This window comes from Streptomyces sp. NPDC046759 (genome assembly GCF_040645475.1).
In the GTDB taxonomy this organism is placed as follows: Bacteria; Actinomycetota; Actinomycetes; order Streptomycetales; family Streptomycetaceae; genus Streptomyces.
On the sequence record NZ_JBEYYJ010000005.1, the window covers coordinates 164,163 to 182,338 of the forward strand.

The window sequence follows — 18,176 nt, forward strand, 5'->3', positions numbered from 1 at the left end:
TCCGGAGCGCCAGGGAGGCTGGGCGGGGCCGGGCGGTGATCACCCAGGACCGGGGCCGGCTGTCGTCCGCAGGATGTGCCGGGCGGCAGCACGCCGCCCAAGCTGCCCGAGCCGCCCACTGCCGGCAGCCCGAACTCGCACCGCGCGGGGTGCGGCCGGGCGGGCGCCAGGTGCCGGAGGACGTCCTCGACGGACCGGGGTGTGCTGCCGAGCGGGGGGCCTCGCGGTCATCCGTCCGAGCGACGTGCCGGCCGACGTCAGGCCGTTGCCGCATGGCCCCACAGCAGACTGCCGTGACGGCCAGGTGCGTTCGAGCCACCCGCACCGTGGGGGCCTGCTCCGCCCCGCCCGCGACCCGTCCGCCGTTCGGGCGCGGCCCCTCCTCGTGGAACCACAGCATGAGCGAGAGCGCGACCGAGGGCTGAGGCGATGTCATCTCTCGGAAGACGCCGGGCTCACGGCCGGGCACGTACCCGGTGATCGCGGCGGTCGACAGCGTCGTCGAGCGGCCCGGCACAGCGCCTCCCCGAGGGTGCCGACGGCGTCACCTGTCCGCGCGATCGGCGCGCTGAACGCCAGCGGCATCTTCCTCGAAGTGGCGGGCGCCGCAGCCCGCTTCGTACCGCACGGGCTCGACGACGCCTTCCGCCGGTACGCCACCCGGCAGCGCCCCGGCCACCGTGTTCACCGACAGCGGTACCCGACCGCTTGCTTGACCCGTACATGCTTGAACGGCCTCCGTCCTGGGCACCCACCCCCTACCGGCGTCCACCGCCGGGCCGTTCCGGCAGAGGGAGGGCGTCATGGACCGCCGCATCCGGGTACGCGTCATCCGGCGCCCCACCGCCCCGCGCGGGCAGGAGATCGACCGCAGGACCCCGTCGGGGCGCATCCTGCCGTACTGACCGCCGCGTTCACGCTCGCCGCACGGGGGCCCCCGGTGTCACGGTGCCGTGCCGAGTGCCGTCCGCAGGGTGGTGCGCAGCCGTCCGGGCGGGCTGGGTCGTCCGGGGCCGTGCTCGCCGGAACCGCCGGGGCGCGGTGCCGGGCCCGCCGGGGGTGTTCAGGCGGCCGGCGGGTTCAGGACCAGTGGCTCGATCCGGCCCTCCAGCATGGCGCCGAGGCCCTGCGCCGCGCAGATGTCGGGGCGCTCAGGGATGTGCACCGGCGTGCCGGTGGCCTGCCGCAGCATCTGGCCGGGGCCGTGCTCGCCGGAACCGCCGGGGCGCGGTGCCGGGCCCGCCGGGGGTGTTCAGGCGGCCAGCGGGTTCAGGACCAGTGGCTCGATCCGGCCCTCCAGCATGGCGCCGAGGCCCTGCGCCGCGCAGATGTCGGGGCGCTCCGCGATGTGCACCGGCATGCCGGTGGCCTGCCGCAGCATCTGGTCGAAGCCGGGCAGCAGTGCCGAGCCGCCGACCATCGTGATCCCGCTGTCGGCGAGGTCGGCGACCAGGTCGGGCGGGCACTCGCGCAGCACCTTGCCGATGCCGTCGAGGACGCCGGTCAGCGGGGTCTGGATCGCGAGGCGTACGGCTGCGGTGTCGACGCGCACGCTGCGGGCCAGACCCGTGGCGACGTCCCGGCCGTGGATCTCCGTAGTGGTCGGTCCGTGGGAGGTCAGCCCGTTGCCCGACAGGGCCAGTTGCAGCGGACGTACCGACTGGCTGGGCAGCATCAGATGGTGCTCGTGCCGCAGGAGCTGCACGATCGCGTGGTCCACGGCCTCACCCCCGACCGGTATCCGCTCGGCGGTGACGATGGACCCGAGCGAGAGCACCGCGACCTGGGTGGCCGCCGCCCCGCACACCATGATCATGGTCGCCTCGGGCCGCTCCACGGGCAGCCCGCACCCCACGGCGGCCGCGATCAGCGTGTCCACCAGCTCCACCCTTCGCGCCCCCAGCCCCACCAGCGTCTCGATGGTCGCCCGCTGCGCCAGCGGATCGGCGTCGTGCGGGGTGCAGGCCGCGGCGCGCAGCCGGAGATTGCGGCGCAGGGCACGGCGCATCTTGTCGCCGAGCAGCTGCCGCAGCATGCGCTGGGCCATCTCGATGTCGACGACCGTGCCACCGGAGATGGGCCGGGCGACCCGGATGTAGCCCGGCGTCCGTCCCGTCATCTTCTCGGCGAACTCGCCCACCGCGATGAGCGCCCCCGTCCGGGTGTTCACGGCGGCGACCGAGGGCTGGTCGACGACCAGGCCGGCACCCTTCACATAGATCCGGGTGCGGGCCGCACCCATGTCGACGGCGAAGTGGCAGCGGCGCAACTGCTCCAGACTGACGGTCACGGCGATCCTCCCAGGGGCGCGGGCCTCGGTGCGCCCGGCCGGTTGGCGGGCCTCTCACACTGCATCCTGTGCGGGACGCGGGGACGGTCGCCTGCTGGAGGGGGCCGGGCGGGGTGCCGCTGAATGGGGGTTCTTCGCCGCCCACGGCGCGTCACAGGCTCTGTGCGGCCCGCAGGAGAGGTAGAAGGCCGGAACTCGTCAGCTCCGGATCCTGGTGGCCGCGGAAGGACGAGGCGTCCACATAGACGAAGGTGACTCGGGCGGCCCGGGCCGCCTCCCACTCGGTGTCGCCGGTGCCGATCATCAGGCACCGGTCCGGCCGGGCGCCGAGCCGGGCGACGGCCTGGCGGATACGGTGGGGGTCGGGCATCAGCGGGCTGTCGCGGCGTTCGCGTCCGTGCACCCCGCCGGTCAGCTCCCCCACGAGCCGGCGCCGCGTCAGGCACGTGGTCGCCGCTTCCGTCGAGCAGTCGGTGACCACGTGCCCAGCTGCGGGCCGGTACGGCGACGCCGGGCGTGGAACGGGACCTCGAGGTGCGCTCAGCGGGGCTCGGTTTCGACGATGCCCCGGATCACGCCCAGCTCCAGCAGATCCTGCGGCCTGATACGGAGCTGGTCTGCGGTCAGCTCGACCTCCTCCGGTGAGCGCTTCAGGATCGCCGCCGCCGGTTCCGGGGCGATCACCGAGAAGTAACTGTCCGGCGTGGCCCAGGTGTTGCCGGGCGCGGCCAGCGCGAGCGCCCCGCCGGAGCCGCCCTCGCCCATGACGAGGGTGGTGATCGGCACCCGGGCGTCGGCCACCGCCGCGAACGCCTCGGCGATCGCCGCCCCGGCCCCCTGCCGTTCGGCCTCCGCGTCGTTCGCGGCACCCGGTGTGTCCACCAGGGTCAGCACCGGGATGCCGAGCCGGTCCGCGAGCCGGATCAGCCGGGCCGCGGTGCGGTACCCGGCGGGCCGGGTCGCCGCCCCGGTCTGCGCCGCGTAGGCCACGGTACGGCCCTCCCGCTCTCCGAACCCGCACAGGATGCCGCCGGGATCCCTACCGCCGCACCGGTCACCGCCGATGGCGCGGCGGTGGGTGAAGTAGGCGTCCAAGTAGGCCCCTGCGCGCGGGCGTTCGGGGGCACGGGCCTGTCGGACGGCGTCCCGGCCGGTGGCCGGGACGGCGCCCCCGCCCAGCGCCGGCGGCGGGGGAGCCCCGGTGGCGGGAGACGTGAGCAGGCGCAGCCAGGAGCCCAGTGCCCCCTTCAGCTCCGCCGGGTCCACCACCGCGTCCGCCGAGCCCGCCGCCACCTGGGACTCCGCCGTGTAGGCGGACGGGTCGGCGCCGGAGGGACGCACGCGCGAGCCGGCGAAGCCGACCTGGGCGCCGGGGAGGGCCAGGACGACGTCGGCTCCGGCGCCGAGCGTGGCCCAGCCACCGCCGGTCGTCGGGTCCCGCAGCACCGCGATCTGCGGCAGTCCCGCCCGGCGGGTGAGCGCGGACTCGCGTGCCACGCGCTGGAGTTGGCGCAGCGCGACCATCCCCTCCTGCATCCGGCTGCCGCCGGTCGCGATCAACGGCACGACCGGCAGCCGGTGCGCGCGGGCGTGCACGTACGCCGCCTCCAGCAGGTCTCCGGTGCGCTCGCCCAGGGAGCCGCCGAGGAAACCGAACTCGAAGGCGATCAGCACGGCCCGGGTGCCCTCGACGCTCGCGCTGCCGCAGACGACCGACTCCTCCTCGCCGGTGCGTGCGGCGGCACGGGCGCGCGAGCGGTCGTAACCCCGCCAGCCGAGGGGGCCGTCCGGCCGCCGCTGCCCGGCAGGCGAAGGGAGTTCGGTGAAGCTGTCCGGGTCCGTGACCAGGGCCAGTATCTCGCGGGCCGAGCGGCGCTCAGACATCGGCCAGCGCCCGCTTCATGATCTTCCCCATGTCGTTGCGGGGCAGGGCGTCCAGGTGGCGGACGACGCGCGGACGCTTGTGCGGGGCGAGGCGGCGGGCCACATGGTCCGCCAGCTCCTCGGCGGACGGCGGTGCCTGCGGGTCGGCCGGGACGATCCAGGCCACGATCCGCTCGCCCAGGTCCTCGTCCGGCTCCCCGGTGACCGCCGCCTCCCGCACCCCCGGATGCTCCAGCAGCGCGTTCTCGATCTCACCGGCCCCGATCTTGTACCCGCCGCTCTTGATGAGGTCGGTGGCCTTGCGCCCGACGATCCGCACATACCCGTCCCGCTCCCGCACCGCCATGTCACCGGTGCGGAACCAGCCGTCGGCGGTGAACGCGGCGGCCGTGGCGTCGGGCCGGTTCAGATACCCGGTGAACAGGTTCGGGCCGCGCACCTGGATCTCGCCGACGCTCTCCCCGTCGTACGCGGTGAGCGGGGTGCCGTCCTCCTCCACGAGCCGCAGTTCGACGCCGGGCAGCGGCACGCCCACGGTCCCGGCGCGCGGCTCCCCGTCGGCCCGGACGCTGGTGTTCATCAGCGTCTCCGTCATGCCGTACCGCTCGATCACCCGCCGCCCGGTCGCCGCCCGGATCCGCTCGTGGTCGTGCACGGGCAGCGCCGCCGAGCCCGACACCAGCAGCCGGGCCCGCCCCAGCGCCTCGGCCAGCTCCGGGTCCGCCGGAAGGGCCTCGGCGATCCGGTGGTACATCGTCGGGACCCCGAACAGCATGGTCGCGCCGGCGTTCAGCTCCCGTGCCACGCCCTCGGCGGTGAACCGGCCCAGATGCCGGACGCTGCCGCCGCGCCGCAGCGGTCCGAGGGTGCCCAGCACGAGCCCGTGCACATGGAACAGGGGCAGCCCGTGCACCAGGACGTCGTCCTGCGTCCACTGCCAGGCGTCGGCGAGCGCGTCCAGGGTGGTGGCGACGGCCCGGCGGGGCAGCACGGCGCCCTTGGGCGGGCCGGTGGTGCCGGAGGTGTAGACGATCAGCGCCGGGTCCTCGTCCGGGGCCGTGTCGTCGGGTACCGCGCCGGTCGCGGAGGCGTCGACGTCGATGCGCGCCAACTCGCCCAGCACACCCGGGAGATCGGCGCCCGGTGCGGCCAGCACCAGCTCCGGTGCGCTGTCGGAGACGATGTGCGCGAGTTCCTTCCCGCCCGACTTCGGGTTCAGCGGCACCGCGGCCGCCCCGGCGAGCAGCACGCCCGTCACGGCGACGGCGGTCTCCAGCTCCGGTGTGGCCCACACGGCCACCCGTCCGGCTCCGCGCAGCCGGGCGGCGAGCGCGCCGGCGGCCCCGGCCAGCTCGCCGTACGTCAACGACCGTGCGCCGAACCGCAGGGCGATCCGGTCGCCCGGACCGTCCGTCAGGGCGGGGAAGAGGGAGGACACGCGCCGCACTCCTAACTGTCAGCACTGCCGGTGGACCGTCGCACCCTTCCTACACCAGGAGCCCGGCCGCGACGACCGCCGCTTCGTCCCGGACGGCAGCGGTTGTTAGCCTCGCCGTGTTCACACCGTCGTACGACAGGGAGTCCGCCGTGCCCCGCATCGCCCTCGCCACCTACGACCCCGGCGCCGAACCCGGCGTGGACGCCGATCTGCCGGAGCTGGTGCGGGCGCTGGGCGACGCCGGGGCCGAGGCGCAGGCCCGGTACTGGGACGACCCGGACGCCGACTGGGGCGGCTACGACCTCGTCGTCATCCGGTCCACCTGGGACTACAGCTGGCGGGCCGCGGAGTTCCGGGGCTGGGTGGAGCGGGTCGGCGCGCTGACCCGGCTGGCCAACCCGGCGCCGGTGGTCCGCTGGAACACCGACAAGCGCTACCTCGGCGAGCTGGCCGCGGCCGGTGTGCCCACCGTCCCCACGCGCTACATAGCCCCGGGTGAGCCGGCCGCTCTGCCCGGCGACCACGAGTACGTGATCAAGCCGACCTCGGGCGCGGGCGCCCGCTTCGCCGCCCGCTACACGCCCGACGGGCACGAGCAGGCCGTACGTCAGCTCGCCCGGATGCACGCCGAGGGCCTCACCGCGATGGTGCAGCCGTATGTGCGCGGCATCGACGTCAGCGGGGAGCGGGCGCTGCAGTTCTTCGGCGGACGGCTGCTGCACGCCAGCCGCAAGGGAGCCGTCCTCGTGCCCGGCACGCCGTACGACGCCGACAAGGTGGCCCACCCCGGCCTGGAGCGCTGGCGGCCCACCGACGCCGAACTCGCCGTGGCAGACAAGGCGTTGGCGGCCGTACCCGGCGGCGCTCCCGGACTGCTGTACGCGCGCGTGGACCTCGTGGACGGGGAGGACGGCGAGCCCCGGCTGATGGAACTGGAGCTGGTCGAGCCGAACCTGTTCCTGGGACTGCATCCCGGTTCGCTGGAGCGCGTCACCGAGGCGATTCTGGCGGCGGCGGAACAGTCCTGAGAGGGCGGTTCGCGAGTCTGTCCGGTTCGCCGTTCGCCGGGGCACGGGCCCGTGCCGCTTCGGGGTTCAGCCCACGACCGCCGTCCGCTGCAGCAGCCCCCAGGTGAACTCGGCGACCACCTCGTGCCGTACGCCGTCCCGGCCCGGCGCGGTGAGGGTCAGCCCCCAGCGCGTGGGGGCCGTGCCCTCCAGCGGGCGGGCCGGGGGGAAGGCGCGGGCGGCCTCGTCCACCGTGCAGGACCAGGGGGTGAGGTCGTCCAGGGTCTCCAGCCTCGGCGCGGGGGCGCCGGGGGCGCGCACCAGCCACTCGTTCCACACCGTCCCGTCCGGCCCGACCAGCACCTCGAAGCGCAGGTCGGGCCAGAGGGGCAGGGCCCAGCGCCGGGCCTCGCAGCCGGCATCGCCGAGCCGGAGCGGCACGACCGACTCCGGTTCGCCGAGGACCGAGCGGTACCGGGCGGCGGCGGACCGGGCGCGCGGTGAACGGACCATCGCCTGCCAGCGCTTGTTGGCCTCCCGCATCCCGGCGACGGAGACCCCGAGCCGCCGCCGGGCGTCCTCGACCAGGTCCGGGTTGTGGTCGGCCATGCGGCGCAGCAGCACCAGCTGGAAGTCGAGATCCATGGCACCCATGGTGCCCGGCGCGGCTCGGATGCCGTCCGCCGACCCATTGCCCCGTGCGACGCTCCATGACTAGCCTGTGTTCGCCATGCCGATCGCCTGTTGATATCTCGAACATCCCGGTGCCGAGGTGTCCGGACGGGCGCTTAGACCCAAGGGAGGAGGCCGGACGTGGGACGCCTCGTGCCTGCCGTGACCCGGGCTCTGGACATTCTCGAGCTGTTCCTCGACGGGGACGGGACGCTCTCCGCACCCGACATCGTGCGCAAGCTCCAGCTGCCGCGCACCACCGTGCACGAGCTGGTCACCACGCTCGCCGCACGCTCGTACATCGTGCCCGTGCCGGGCCAGCCCGGACGCTACCGGCTCGGCGTGCGCCCGTACCAGCTCGGCAGCCGCTACGCCGAGCAGCTCGACCTCGCCGCCGAGGGCCAGCACGTGGCCCGCTCGGTCGCCGAGACCTGCGACGAGACCGTGCACGTCGCGATCCTCGAGGGCACCGACGTCATCTACATCGCGAAGGTCGACTCCACGCACGCCGTCCGCATGGTCTCCGCGGCCGGCCGCCGGCTGCCCGCCCACTGCACCTCGGTCGGCAAGATGCTGCTGGCCTCGCTGCCGGAGCAGGAGCTCGCGGCACGGATCCCGGACGACGCCGAGCTGACCGCGATGACCCCCAACAGCATCACCGAGCCGACCGTCCTGCGCGCGGCCCTCGCCGAGATCCGGCAACGGGGCATCGCGGTGGAGAGCCGCGAGTCCAACCCGGACGTGAGCTGTGTGGCCGCCCCGGTCCTCGACCGCACCGGCCAGGTCGTCGCCGCCCTGTCCATCTCGGTGCCGATGATCCGCTGGAGCGACGAGCGCCGGGCCGAGCTGGAGCAGCTGGCGGTCAAGGGCGCGGCGGAGCTGTCGGAGCTGCTCGGCCACCGGAGCGCGGCGTGAGCGGCCGGTACGAGGTCGCCGTACGGGCTCATGCGCAGCTGGGCGAGGGCCCCACCTGGGACCCGGCCACGGACCGGCTCATCTGGCTCGACATTCTGGGCATGCGCGTCCACACCTACGAGCCCGCCACCGGCCGCCGTACCGTCCGCACGACGGAGCAGCACGTGGGCGCGGCCAAGCCGCGCGCGGGCGGCGGCCTGGTGCTCAACCTGCGGGACGGCGTGGGCCTGCTGGACCCCGACGACACGTTCCGCTGGCTGCGCCGCGAGCCCGTCGCGGGCCGCCGCGCGAACGACGCCGCGGTGGCGCCGGACGGCTCGCTGTGGGCGGGCACCATGCGGTACGACGAGGCGCCGGGCGGTGGCACGCTGACCCGGCTGACCGGCGACGGCACGGCAAGCACGGTCCTGCCCGACGTCACGGTCAGCAACGGCACCGGCTGGAGCCCCGACGGGCGCCTCATGTACTACGTGGACTCCCCGACCCGCCGGGTGGACGTCTTCGACCACGACGGCGAGCGCGTCCACGGTTGGCGGCCGCTCGTGGAGATCGAGGAGGGCGCGGGCTTCCCGGACGGCCTGACGGTCGATGCGGACGGCTGTGTGTGGGTGGCGCTGTGGGACGGGGGAGCGGTGCGGCGCTACACGCCCGGCGGCGCGCTGGACCGGGTGATCAGCTTGCCCACGCCCCGTACGACGGCCTGCGCGTTCGGCGGGGCCGGGCTGACCGACCTGTACGTGACGACGGCTCGGACCGGCGTGCCGGCCCCGCATCCCCTGTCGGGCTCGCTGCTGGTGATCCCGGCGGCCGGACACGGCCTGCCGCAGCCGGCGTTCCAGGGCTGACAGCGCCTCGTGGGGGCGCGGAGCCGCAGCCGGCCGACGGCCTAGAGGACCCCCGCCGCCTTCCGCTCCTCCGCGGTCAACGGCGGCCCCGGCAGCGGGGGGTGCAGCGGCCCCACGGCCGCCGCGAGCAGTACGCCGGGCGTCAGCAGGACCTGCGCTCCCCGCTCCAGCGACGTCACGTCGGTGACCCGGCGGGCGATGCGCCCGTTCCCCGTCGCGGTGTACATCAGGCGGCCGACGTAGGCGGAGAGCAGCCGGTCCCGCAGAGTGGGGCCGGCCTCCGTCGCGCCCGGGTAGAACACGTCCTGGCCGAGGGCCAGGTCCCATGCCGCGCGGACCGGCCGGGCGACCGCCCGCTGCACGCGCCGCGCCAGCCCCGGCCTGCCCCAGCCGTGCCGCCGTATCACCCGGCGGAGCAGCACCGCGCTCTGAGCGGCGGCGGACAGCCCGTGGCCGTAGACCGGGTTGAACACGGCCAGCGCGTCGCCGAGGACGCTGAAGTTCTCCGGCCAGACCGGCATCCGCTCGTAGAAGTGCCGGCGGTTGACCGTGGAGCGGGTGACGGACACGTCGGACAGCGGCTCGGCGCGCTCCAGCAGCTGGCCCATCAGCGGATGCCGCAGCTTCTGGCGGGCGAAGGGGACGAAGTCCTCGTTCGCGGCGGAGGGTTCGCCGCCCCGGGTGCCCTGCAGGGTGACGATCCACCGGCCGTGCTCGATGGGCAGGAGGAATCCCGAGCGGCCCGGCCCCTCGCCCCGCGGATCCAGCTGCAGGTTGACCACCGGGAAGCCGTCCCTGGCCCCTTCCGGGGCGAGGAAGAGCCGGCTGGCGTAGACCAGGCCCGGGTCGACCTCGCGGATCTGCGGGGCGGGCAGTCCCAGATCCGCGAGCCAGCGCGGGGCCCGCGACCCGCGCCCGGTCGCGTCCACCACGAGATCGGCCGGCAGCGTGCTTTCGGCGCCCTCGCGCGTCCGGATCCGTACGCCGGTGACCGCCGTGCCGGTGCCGGTGAGGCCGAGGACCTCGGTCCCATCGAGGAGGTCGATCCGCCCGTCGGCGAGGACCCGTGCGCGGATCGTGGCGTCCAGCAGGTCCCGGCCGGCCAGGATCACATGGTGGGACTCGGGCCAGCGGCGGAACCAGCCCTGCGCGGAGAGGGCGACCACGCCGGTGGTGACCGGATGCCGGCGCCCCCCGGCGGCCTCGAGCGCCTCGGTGATGCCCGGCAGCAGTTCCTCCACGGCCCGCACCCCGCCCGACCACAGCATGTGGGCGTGCCGAGCCTGCGGCAGCCCCTTGCGGGGTTCGGGTCCCTCGGGCAGGGCGTCCCGCTCGACGACGACGACCCGGTCGGCGGACTCGGCGAGGGCGCGCGCCGCGAGCATGCCGGTGTGGGATCCCCCCAGCACCACGGCGGTTCTGGCGGGGGAGGAGGGTTCACTCATGCGCGGGCACGCTCTCTGCGGGGGCGGTCGCGCGGGCGCGTACCGCAGTGATCTCGTCGTGGTGGCGGAGGGCTTGGGACACGGCCTGGATCTCCTGGAGCAGGTACGCCGTGTCGGGGCCGGACTCGGAGCCGGTGCCGTCGGCCCGCGGCGGCCGCTCGCCGCCGGCCGCGTCCAGTAGCGTGACGGCGGCTGCGAGGGCTCGGGCCCGGTCCGGTGCGAAGCCGAGGGCGAGGGCGGCGTCGTACGAGCGGGCGCACACGTCCTCGTCCAGGCGCCGCGAGAGTTGCAGCAGGGCGTCGCGGATGAAGGTCTCGCGGCGGATGAGCCGCAGTTCGGCCGGGGCGTGCGGGGCGAAGGGCTCACGTTCGCCGGTGACGTTCCGCGTGAGCTGGTAGAGGGGGCGCAGAGCGCGGTGGCGCAACCGGACGTGCCAGCGCTCGTGCAGATACTGGCCGACGTGCGGGACGATGAAGCCCACCGCGACCAGGGTGGCGGAGACGCAGGCGCCCGCGGGGGCCACATTGGTGCTCAGCCAGTCCAGGTCGTGGCCGGTCCACCGGGCCACGACGGCCGTGAGCTTGGCCGCGTCGAAGAACAGGTTGGTGGCGTAGCCGACGCCCAGCAGTCCCAGTCCCCAGCGCAGCCAGGCGTCGAGACCGTCGGTGCGGATCCAGTTCCAGATCAGCCGGGCCGTGATGGAGCAGGCCACGGTGTGCGCGACGAGGTAGAGCAGGATCTCCTCGCGCATGAAAGGGGTGTTGGCGTAGTACGTGTCCAGGTCCCGTAGCCGCTCCTCGGGCACGTCCGCGAGCGCGAACAGCGTCCACAGGGCGACCACCACGCCCGCGTACACGGACACCACCCAGCGGGTCACCCGGCGGGTCTGGGCCGAGCGGTCGGAGCGGCCGTTGCGCCAGGCGATGATCAGCAGCAGCCAGGACGCGCAGAGTGCGGTGAGCAGGGAGTACACCCAGGGCGCCGAGATGTTCGGCACGCCGGTGACCCGGTTGGTCCAGGCGATGGTCCTGGGGGCCGCGAAGACGAACACCGCGCAGGCGAACAGCAGCAGACCGCCGACGGCGCGCAGCATCGGGTCCCGCCACATCCTGATGATGCTGGGCAGCTTGATCAGCAGGGCGGCGGTCAGGACCGCCGTGGGGATCCAGAAGGAGACGGAGACCTCGCCGAGGAATCCCGGGGAATCGAGCGCCAGGGTCACCGCGTGGCTCCTCTTGTTCCGGACGTCCGGTTCGCCACCGGGTTGCGGCCCCTCGGCTCACCCGCGCGCTCGCGTCCTCGATAGCCGAGGGTCCGCTGCACCGGGCTGAGGGACCGGCCCGCCGGGGCGGGGGAAGCGCCGGCGCCGGAGCCGGCGAGGTGGGGGCGGAACAGGGCGGCCAGGCGGTGCCCGAAGTCGTCCGCCTCGGCCTCGTCGGCCTGCCGCGAGCCGTTGCGGGCGGCCACCGTGAGGGGTGTGCCCCGCCAGTCGGGGGTGTCGGCGAGCGCGCGGGCCGCCGCGTCGCCGGCCAGGCGCGGGTGGCGGTGGCCGGTGTGCACATGCCACAACTCATGGCCCAGGATGACCAGTTGCTGCACCGCCTCGGCCCGCTCCTCCACGATCACCAGGTCGAAGTCGGCGAATTCCAGCCACAGCCCGGTGACTTCGATCTCGTCCGGGAAGCGCTCGAAGCGCAGGTGGACGGGCCGCCCGTCGCGCAGTCCGGCCATCGCCTCGCACAGGGCCCGGCACAGCTCCCGTACGTCGGCGGGCGCCTCGGGCCGGCTGTGGACGGCGGCGGCGAGGTCGTCGGCCAGGGAGCGTTTCGCCGAGCCCGGACGGGAGCGCCGCAGCCGTGCGGTCAGGCGTGCCAGCCGCCCCCGCGCGCCCGCCATGCCCATCGACTCCCCCTTCTGCCGGTCCGAGCCTACGCGTCTGGGCGTGTCCCCGTCATGAGATCCCGGGACCGTCGTCAAAGAGAAAACCATCCATGAGCCGGTGTCCCCTCCCATGTCCCCCGTTCCCCCCGTGAGACGGAAGCGCTTCGAACCTGCGGTCCCGTTCGGTGGGCTCGCCCGGTCACACCGGTGTGACCGGCAGCCCGCCGCTCGCCCTGCCGAGCAGCGTCAGGCTCACCTTTCCCGGTCCCGACAGCGTGGTGAACTCCGACAGGACCGCCAGCGCGAGGGTGTTGGCGCCCCGGGTGCGCAGGACGCCGTTCGGCAGGACGAAGGTGTGCTGCGGTCCGACGTCGTTGATGTACTGGCCCATGTTCCAGCCGTTGAGGAAGATCTGCGCCCGGTAGGCCCGGTACGGATCGTCCTCGAGGGTCAGCCCGACCGAGGCGTCGATGTCGGCCGGCACCGACAGCCGGAACGTGGTCCGGTACCAGGTCACGCCCTGGCGGCGGGCGGCGCGCGGGAAGGTCACCGCCTCCCAGTCGTGGTCCCTGAAGCCCGGCAGATGCCAGCCCTCCCGCTCGCCGTACAGGCCGCCGTTGTTCATCGGGCCGCGCACGGGGTCGGGGGCCGCCGCGCCCTGGATCCGCCACCGCACCTTCGGCGAGGCGCCCTTGAAGGCGGCCGCCGTCAGCCCGCGGGCCGCCTTGTGCGTGTCGAGCCCCTTGCCGTCCTGGTCGTGCTGCATGCGCCGCACCAGCACGGACAGCACATGCCGGCCGGGGGACCGCAGGGCGGCGCGCACCGGGAAGGCGGCCGTCGCCGACCAGGTCCCCTGCCGGACGGTCGTGTCCTTGTCCGGCACCGGCATCCGGTGGGTGCCCAGCGGATCGCCGTCCAGCCAGGCCATCAACAGGCCCTGCGTGCCGGTGCTGTAGGCGAGCGAGACCTCCTCCAGGCCGGTCGCGTCGGTGAAGGTGCCGCGGTACCAGACGTCCCCGTAGTGGAAGCCGTAGTCGTCGGCGAAGAGGACCGGCCGGCCGCCGGGAACGGGCGTGCTGCTGAACGACGTCCTCCTGTCCGCGACCGTCCAGCCGGAGTCGTCGAAGCCGGGTCCGGCCTCGGGGTTCTCCGTGCGCATCCGCCAGCCGCCCAGCTCCGGCAGCCTCACCTCCGGGACGGCCGGCAGCAGTCCGGTGGTCATCAGGCTGCCGGACAGGGTGACCCGGGTGGGCAGGGTGCGGCCGTTCCACACCAGGGTGTCGATCCCGCGCGGGCCCCACACCTCCATGCTCGTCGTGTCGGTGACGTCACCCGTCAGGTGGACCTGGGAACCGCGCACCTCGGCGTGGCGCAGCAGCGCCGGACCGTACACCAGCAGGGTTCCGGACGGGGTGTCGTACGGGAAGAGGCGTACGGCGGTGGCGTCGTCGGCGAAGAGCAGCACCAGCGGGGTCTCGCTCTCGCCCTTCTGCACCAGCACCCGGGTCAGTCCGTCCTCGCCGAGCGGGCTGCTCACATGCAGCTCGTCGCCGTTCAGGACCCAGGCGGCCTCGGGGTCCAGCCGCATGACGCTCGGCTCGACCGGGCACTTCAGCACGAGCTCGGCCATGTCGCCGCGGCGCCCCGAGAACAGCGCGATGTCCTGCCGGCCCGCCGTCATGGCCAGCACGGGCTCGGCGGTGGAGTACTTCAGCGTCCTCTCGCCGAGCTTCAGGCCGGTCGTCAGCAGCCGGGCGTCCTTGCCGGGCACGGTGATCCGCAGCCGGCCGGCGTCGGTCGGCAGATCGGTGGTGACCGTGTCCGTACCGTCGTTGCGGGCGACGTAGACGTGCGCGCCGGTGTCCGGGTTGGTCAGGTGGTAGACCTTCAGGCCCTCGGCCTTCACGTCCCCCGCCCGGTCCAGCTTGGCGAAGTCGGGCACGCGCTGGAGCAGGTGCCCGAGCTGGTGCATCGGCGCGATCTTCCCGGTGACGTTCCTGGCCTCGTCGATGGCGGCGCCGTAGTCGTACGACGTGTAGACCACCGGCGCGGGCAGCCAGCCCCACGATGTCCCGCCGAAGGTCATGTAGACGTTGTGCAGGGTCAGGCCGTTGGCGAGGTTGGTGAGGTAGAAGCGGCGTTCGTAGGCCGCGTCCCGGGTGCGGCGCGACTCCGCGTACCCCTTGCCGTCGAACCAGGCCCCGCCCCACGGGTCGAACCAGCCGCCGCCGAACTCCGGGACGAACCCGGGCGTCGACGGCGACGCACTGGCCCCGCCCTTGGCCCCGCCGGGCCCGAACCTCCCCCAGTCGGGAGGGGTCTGCGACGGCGAGGGGTAGCCGTCGAAGCCGTACAGCCAGCCGCCCTTCTCGCCGCCGGTGTCGAACGACCCGGGCACCCAGTAGCCGTTGCGTCCCTTGTCGTTGTGGAACAGCGGCACGTCGATGCCGTCCGCCCGCACCTTCTTGTACAGGTGCGCCATGTACGCCCGGCCGGTCTCGTCGACGTGGGCGTCGTACTCGTTCTCGATCTGGTAGAGCAGGATCGTGCCGCTGCCCTGGGTGAACAGGTGCCGGCGCGCGATCCGGTTCACCTGGGTCAGCCACTCGTCGACGTGCCCCAGATACGTCGGGTCGTCGGTCCGGGCCGTGCCCCCGGTCGCCGTCAGCCAGCCGGGGAAGCCGCCGCCGTCCACTTCGGCGTTGATGTACGGACCGGGCCGCAGGATGACGTACAGGCCCGTCTCGGCGGCCATGCGCAGGAACAGGCCGAGGTCCCGGACGCCGGTGAAGTCGTAGTGGCCGGCGGCGGGGGAGTGGTAGTTCCAGGCCACGTAGATGCTCACGGCGTTGTACCCGTGGGCCCGCATCTTCTGCAGGACGTCCCGCCACAGGGAGGGGCTCGGCAGCCGGAAGGGGTGCATCTCACCGGACCACACGACCAGCCGTCTGCCGTCCACCAGCAGCGAGTACTGGTCGTAGCCGATGGTGTGCGGCCGGCCGTCCGCGCTCGGTGGAGCGGGCGCCGGGCCGGTCGGCACGCTGCGTGCCGCGTACGCCGAAGGCGCCCCGGTGCCGCCGCTGCCGCCCAGGGCGAGCCCGAGCGCGGTCGAGCCGGCCAGGGCACTGAAACTACGTCTGCTGAGCGCCAAGGTGGATCCTCCCGGGCGATCTTACGGGGCGCGGGTTGCGGGCCATTCTCCCTGCGGCGACGCCCCACAATGGACTCATGAGGATCTCGGCACGGGCGGATTACGCGGTACGGGCGGTACTGGAGGTGGCCGTACGGCAGGGTAACGGCCCGGTGAAGGCAGAGGAAATCGCCGCCGTGCAGGGCATCCCGCACAAGTTCCTGGAGGGGATCCTGGGCGACCTCAGGCGGGGCGGCATCGTCGACAGCCGGCGTGGCGGAGGCGGCGGTTACCGGCTGGCCCGCGACGCGGCCGACGTGACGGTCGCCGACGTGATCCGCGCGGTGGACGGACCGATCGTCTCGGTGCGCGGCGAACGCCCCACGGACCTCGCCTACACCGGAACCGCACAGCCCCTGCTGCCGCTGTGGATCGCGCTGCGCGCGAACGTCCGCCGGATCCTGGAGGGCGTCACCGTCGCCGACCTCGCGGCGGACGCGCTGCCCGAGCCGGTGCGGGCCCTGGCGGCGGAGCCGGCGGCCTGGGAGAACCCCTAGGCCCCGGATGTGAACGACCGGTTGTGAATGGCCGGAGTTGAACCTCCCGGGCGTGACTGGGGCTTCCTACGATGCGGAGCGCTTCACAGGCTCCACACAGACCCCCCACACTCGACCCCTGGAGAAATCATGGCTGGTGGGCTCCTCCTGAGCGGTGCCGTGGCGGCACTGCTCACCACCGCGCTACCCGCTCACGCGCCCGCCTCGGGCGTGTTCGACAACCCGCCCCCGGACAAGATCGTCATCGACGTGGCCACGGTGAACGGCTCGGGCTGCCCTGCGGGCACGGCCGCGGTGGCCGTCTCGCCGGACAACACCGCCTTCACGGTGACCTACAGCAGCTACCTGGCCCAGGCCGGCGGCGCCTCCGACCCCACGGCCTTCCGCAAGAACTGCCAGCTCAACCTGGTGGTCCACGTCCCCCAGGGCTTCACCTACGCGATAGCCAGCGCCGACTACCGCGGCTTCCTGTCCCTGCAACCCGGCGCCAGCGCCACCCAGAAGGCCTCGTACTACTTCCAGGGCTCCCCGCAGACGGTGCCCAAGACCCACCCCTTCAGCGGCTCCTACAACGACGACTGGGAGGCCACCGACAGCACCGACTGGGCCCAGCTGGTCTGGGCGCCCTGCGGGGTGCTGCGCAACTTCAACATCAACACCGAGCTGCGGGTGAACGCGGGCACCACCTCACCCGGCAAGGTCAGCTTCATGACGATGGACTCGACGGACGGGGACATCAGCACCGTGTACCACCTGGCCTGGAAGGAGTGCCCGGCCGGCTAGCCCGGTCGCCGTGGGGCCGTCCGCCGCTCCGGAGGGCCCCACGGCCGGCCGCCCGCCCGTCACGGAAGGAATCTCACCTCCGGGAAGGCGGCGGACGGCCCGTCGAGCAGGCGGCTGCGGCGGTGCCGCAGGTGCAGGTCGAAGAAGGCGAGCGGGTACGCCTGCTGGATCCGCAGTGCCCGGACCGGATCCAGCGTTCCGATCCAGCCGCGCAGCTCCTCGTCGCTCATCCCGACCGCCTTCGCCAGCTGCGGGACCAGCACCTGGTTGTCGCAGTACGACGAGTGGACCGCGCCGTCGGCCTGGACGTCGAGCCGCCATCCCCGCAGGTGCGACCAGAACTCGGCGACGCTCGGCTCCTCGGCCCGGGTGAACACGGCGGTCATCATCATGAACGGCCGGTCCAGATCGTCGCCGGTCACCGGCTCCATCGGGCCGTCGAAGCTCAGCCCGGCCCGCACGCGTGGGTCCTCGAGCATGACCAGGGCGGTCGCCGTCCCGCCCTTCGACCAGCCGAACATGCCCACGCGGCGCAGATCGAGAGCACCGCACAGGCCGGCCGGCAGCGGCCGGTGGCCGGCGTCGGGGTTGCGGCCGGCGTCGAGATCCTCGACGCGGTCGAGGACGAAACGGATGTCCCTGGCGAAGTCCGCCGGTCCCAGCAAGTACCGGGGGTCGTGCAGCGGGACGACGACCCGGCCGTCGGGGAACTGACTGAACGCGTCGTCGGTGTGATCCACCGTGACCACGACGTATCCGTGGCTGGCGAGTTCCTGCACCACCACGGTGGTGTCGGAGCGGTGGTCGTGCGCGCCGTGCGAGAACAGGACGACGGGCAGACGTCCGCCCGCCCGCCGCACCGGGGCGTTCTCGTGGCCGGCCGTGCGGGGCGCGAGCGCGGCGTCGGCGTCGAATCCCGCGGTGGCGAGGAGCGCCCGCAGCGGGGCGGCGGGCATCCAGGGCACCCGCGGGTACCGCTCCACGTCCAGGGCGGGGTACCACACGCCTGCCATCAGCTCGCGGTGACGTCCCCGCCCCGCCGCGGGATCGGTCCGCGAGTCGTCCACGAGGTGCAGCGACACCGTGCCCACCGGGAACGGTCCGGTGGGCGCGGGCAGGGTGAGCCGCGCCGGGCCCCCCGCGGTCGCGGCGCCCCACGCGCGAGGTGCGGCGCCGAGCGGCACGGCGGCGCCGGCCGCGAGTGCGGCTCCCAGCAGATGACGGCGTGTGAGTCCTTCACGACTGCTCATGTCCATGACGGAAGGTTGTCAGCCGGGCACCTCCGGCCACATCAGCCCACCGGATGCACGGGCCGGTGGGCGTCGGCCC

The 18,176-nt window shown here is 73.9% G+C and carries 15 protein-coding genes and 1 pseudogene; 5 read left to right on the forward strand and 11 right to left on the reverse strand.

Annotated features, from left to right (window positions below; all coding sequences use genetic code 11):
* Window positions 1-1,063: 1,063 nt before the first annotated feature.
* From ABZ919_RS09075 to ABZ919_RS09095, 5 genes and pseudogenes are all read right to left on the reverse strand, one after another.
* Window positions 1,064-1,195, reverse strand: a pseudogene (locus tag ABZ919_RS09075) (rod shape-determining protein); the annotation flags it as partial.
* 57 nt (window positions 1,196-1,252) lie between these two features.
* Complete coding sequence (locus tag ABZ919_RS09080) at window positions 1,253-2,290, reverse strand: rod shape-determining protein (protein WP_361244422.1); 1,038 nt, start codon at window positions 2,288-2,290, stop codon at window positions 1,253-1,255.
* 151 nt (window positions 2,291-2,441) lie between these two features.
* Window positions 2,442-2,714, reverse strand: a complete 273-nt coding sequence (locus ABZ919_RS09085; RefSeq protein WP_361244424.1) for a hypothetical protein — start codon at window positions 2,712-2,714, stop codon at window positions 2,442-2,444.
* Between the two features lie 116 nt (window positions 2,715-2,830).
* Window positions 2,831-4,174 (reverse strand): carboxyl transferase domain-containing protein, encoded by a 1,344-nt coding sequence (locus ABZ919_RS09090; protein ID WP_361244427.1) that lies wholly within the window; start codon window positions 4,172-4,174, stop codon window positions 2,831-2,833.
* The gene (locus ABZ919_RS09095; RefSeq protein WP_361244430.1) at window positions 4,167-5,612 is read right to left on the reverse strand and encodes an acyl-CoA synthetase; all 1,446 of its coding nucleotides are present in this window, start codon (window positions 5,610-5,612) and stop codon (window positions 4,167-4,169) included. The genes ABZ919_RS09090 and ABZ919_RS09095 overlap by 8 nt, the downstream gene beginning before the upstream one ends.
* 149 nt (window positions 5,613-5,761) lie before the next feature.
* Here ABZ919_RS09095 and ABZ919_RS09100 point away from each other — a divergent pair, with 149 nt between their 5' ends.
* On the forward strand, window positions 5,762-6,640 hold the full coding sequence (locus tag ABZ919_RS09100; protein ID WP_361244433.1) for a hypothetical protein: 879 nt from the start codon (window positions 5,762-5,764) through the stop codon (window positions 6,638-6,640).
* Window positions 6,641-6,706: 66 nt separating this feature from the next.
* Here ABZ919_RS09100 and ABZ919_RS09105 read toward each other — a convergent pair whose 3' ends face one another.
* Window positions 6,707-7,264: a hypothetical protein gene (locus tag ABZ919_RS09105; RefSeq protein WP_361244436.1), complete on the reverse strand. Its 558-nt coding sequence runs from the start codon at window positions 7,262-7,264 to the stop codon at window positions 6,707-6,709.
* A 168-nt stretch (window positions 7,265-7,432) separates the two neighbouring features.
* Here ABZ919_RS09105 and ABZ919_RS09110 point away from each other — a divergent pair, with 168 nt between their 5' ends.
* Both ABZ919_RS09110 and ABZ919_RS09115 read left to right on the forward strand, forming a co-directional pair.
* A complete protein-coding gene (locus ABZ919_RS09110) occupies window positions 7,433-8,206 on the forward strand; it encodes an IclR family transcriptional regulator (protein WP_361244439.1) in 774 nt (257 codons plus the stop codon).
* The gene (locus tag ABZ919_RS09115) at window positions 8,203-9,051 is read left to right on the forward strand and encodes an SMP-30/gluconolactonase/LRE family protein (protein ID WP_361244442.1); all 849 of its coding nucleotides are present in this window, start codon (window positions 8,203-8,205) and stop codon (window positions 9,049-9,051) included. The genes ABZ919_RS09110 and ABZ919_RS09115 overlap by 4 nt, the downstream gene beginning before the upstream one ends.
* A 41-nt stretch (window positions 9,052-9,092) precedes the next feature.
* Here the strand turns inward: ABZ919_RS09115 and ABZ919_RS09120 are convergent, their stop codons facing one another.
* The 4 genes from ABZ919_RS09120 to ABZ919_RS09135 all read right to left on the reverse strand — a co-directional run bounded on the left by ABZ919_RS09120 (window position 9,093) and on the right by ABZ919_RS09135 (window position 15,528).
* Complete coding sequence (locus ABZ919_RS09120; protein ID WP_361244445.1) at window positions 9,093-10,496, reverse strand: FAD-dependent oxidoreductase; 1,404 nt, start codon at window positions 10,494-10,496, stop codon at window positions 9,093-9,095.
* Window positions 10,489-11,718 carry an MAB_1171c family putative transporter gene (locus tag ABZ919_RS09125; RefSeq protein ID WP_361244448.1) on the reverse strand — a complete coding sequence of 410 codons (1,230 nt, stop codon included), beginning with the start codon at window positions 11,716-11,718 and terminating at the stop codon, window positions 10,489-10,491. The genes ABZ919_RS09120 and ABZ919_RS09125 overlap by 8 nt, the downstream gene beginning before the upstream one ends.
* Complete coding sequence (locus tag ABZ919_RS09130) at window positions 11,715-12,398, reverse strand: toxin-antitoxin system, toxin component family protein (protein WP_361244451.1); 684 nt, start codon at window positions 12,396-12,398, stop codon at window positions 11,715-11,717. The genes ABZ919_RS09125 and ABZ919_RS09130 overlap by 4 nt, the downstream gene beginning before the upstream one ends.
* Before the next feature lie 178 nt (window positions 12,399-12,576).
* Complete coding sequence (locus tag ABZ919_RS09135; RefSeq protein WP_361244453.1) at window positions 12,577-15,528, reverse strand: beta-galactosidase; 2,952 nt, start codon at window positions 15,526-15,528, stop codon at window positions 12,577-12,579.
* 77 nt (window positions 15,529-15,605) lie between these two features.
* On the opposite strand from ABZ919_RS09135, the gene ABZ919_RS09140 reads away from it, so the two are divergent.
* Window positions 15,606-16,064, forward strand: a complete 459-nt coding sequence (locus ABZ919_RS09140; RefSeq protein WP_361244456.1) for an Rrf2 family transcriptional regulator — start codon at window positions 15,606-15,608, stop codon at window positions 16,062-16,064.
* A 129-nt stretch (window positions 16,065-16,193) separates the two neighbouring features.
* Entirely contained in the window at window positions 16,194-16,847 is a 654-nt protein-coding gene (locus ABZ919_RS09145) for a DUF4360 domain-containing protein (protein ID WP_361244459.1), read from the forward strand.
* Between the two features lie 59 nt (window positions 16,848-16,906).
* Here the strand turns inward: ABZ919_RS09145 and ABZ919_RS09150 are convergent, their stop codons facing one another.
* Window positions 16,907-18,097 (reverse strand): acetylhydrolase, encoded by a 1,191-nt coding sequence (locus ABZ919_RS09150; protein ID WP_361244462.1) that lies wholly within the window; start codon window positions 18,095-18,097, stop codon window positions 16,907-16,909.
* Window positions 18,098-18,176 lie beyond the last annotated feature (79 nt).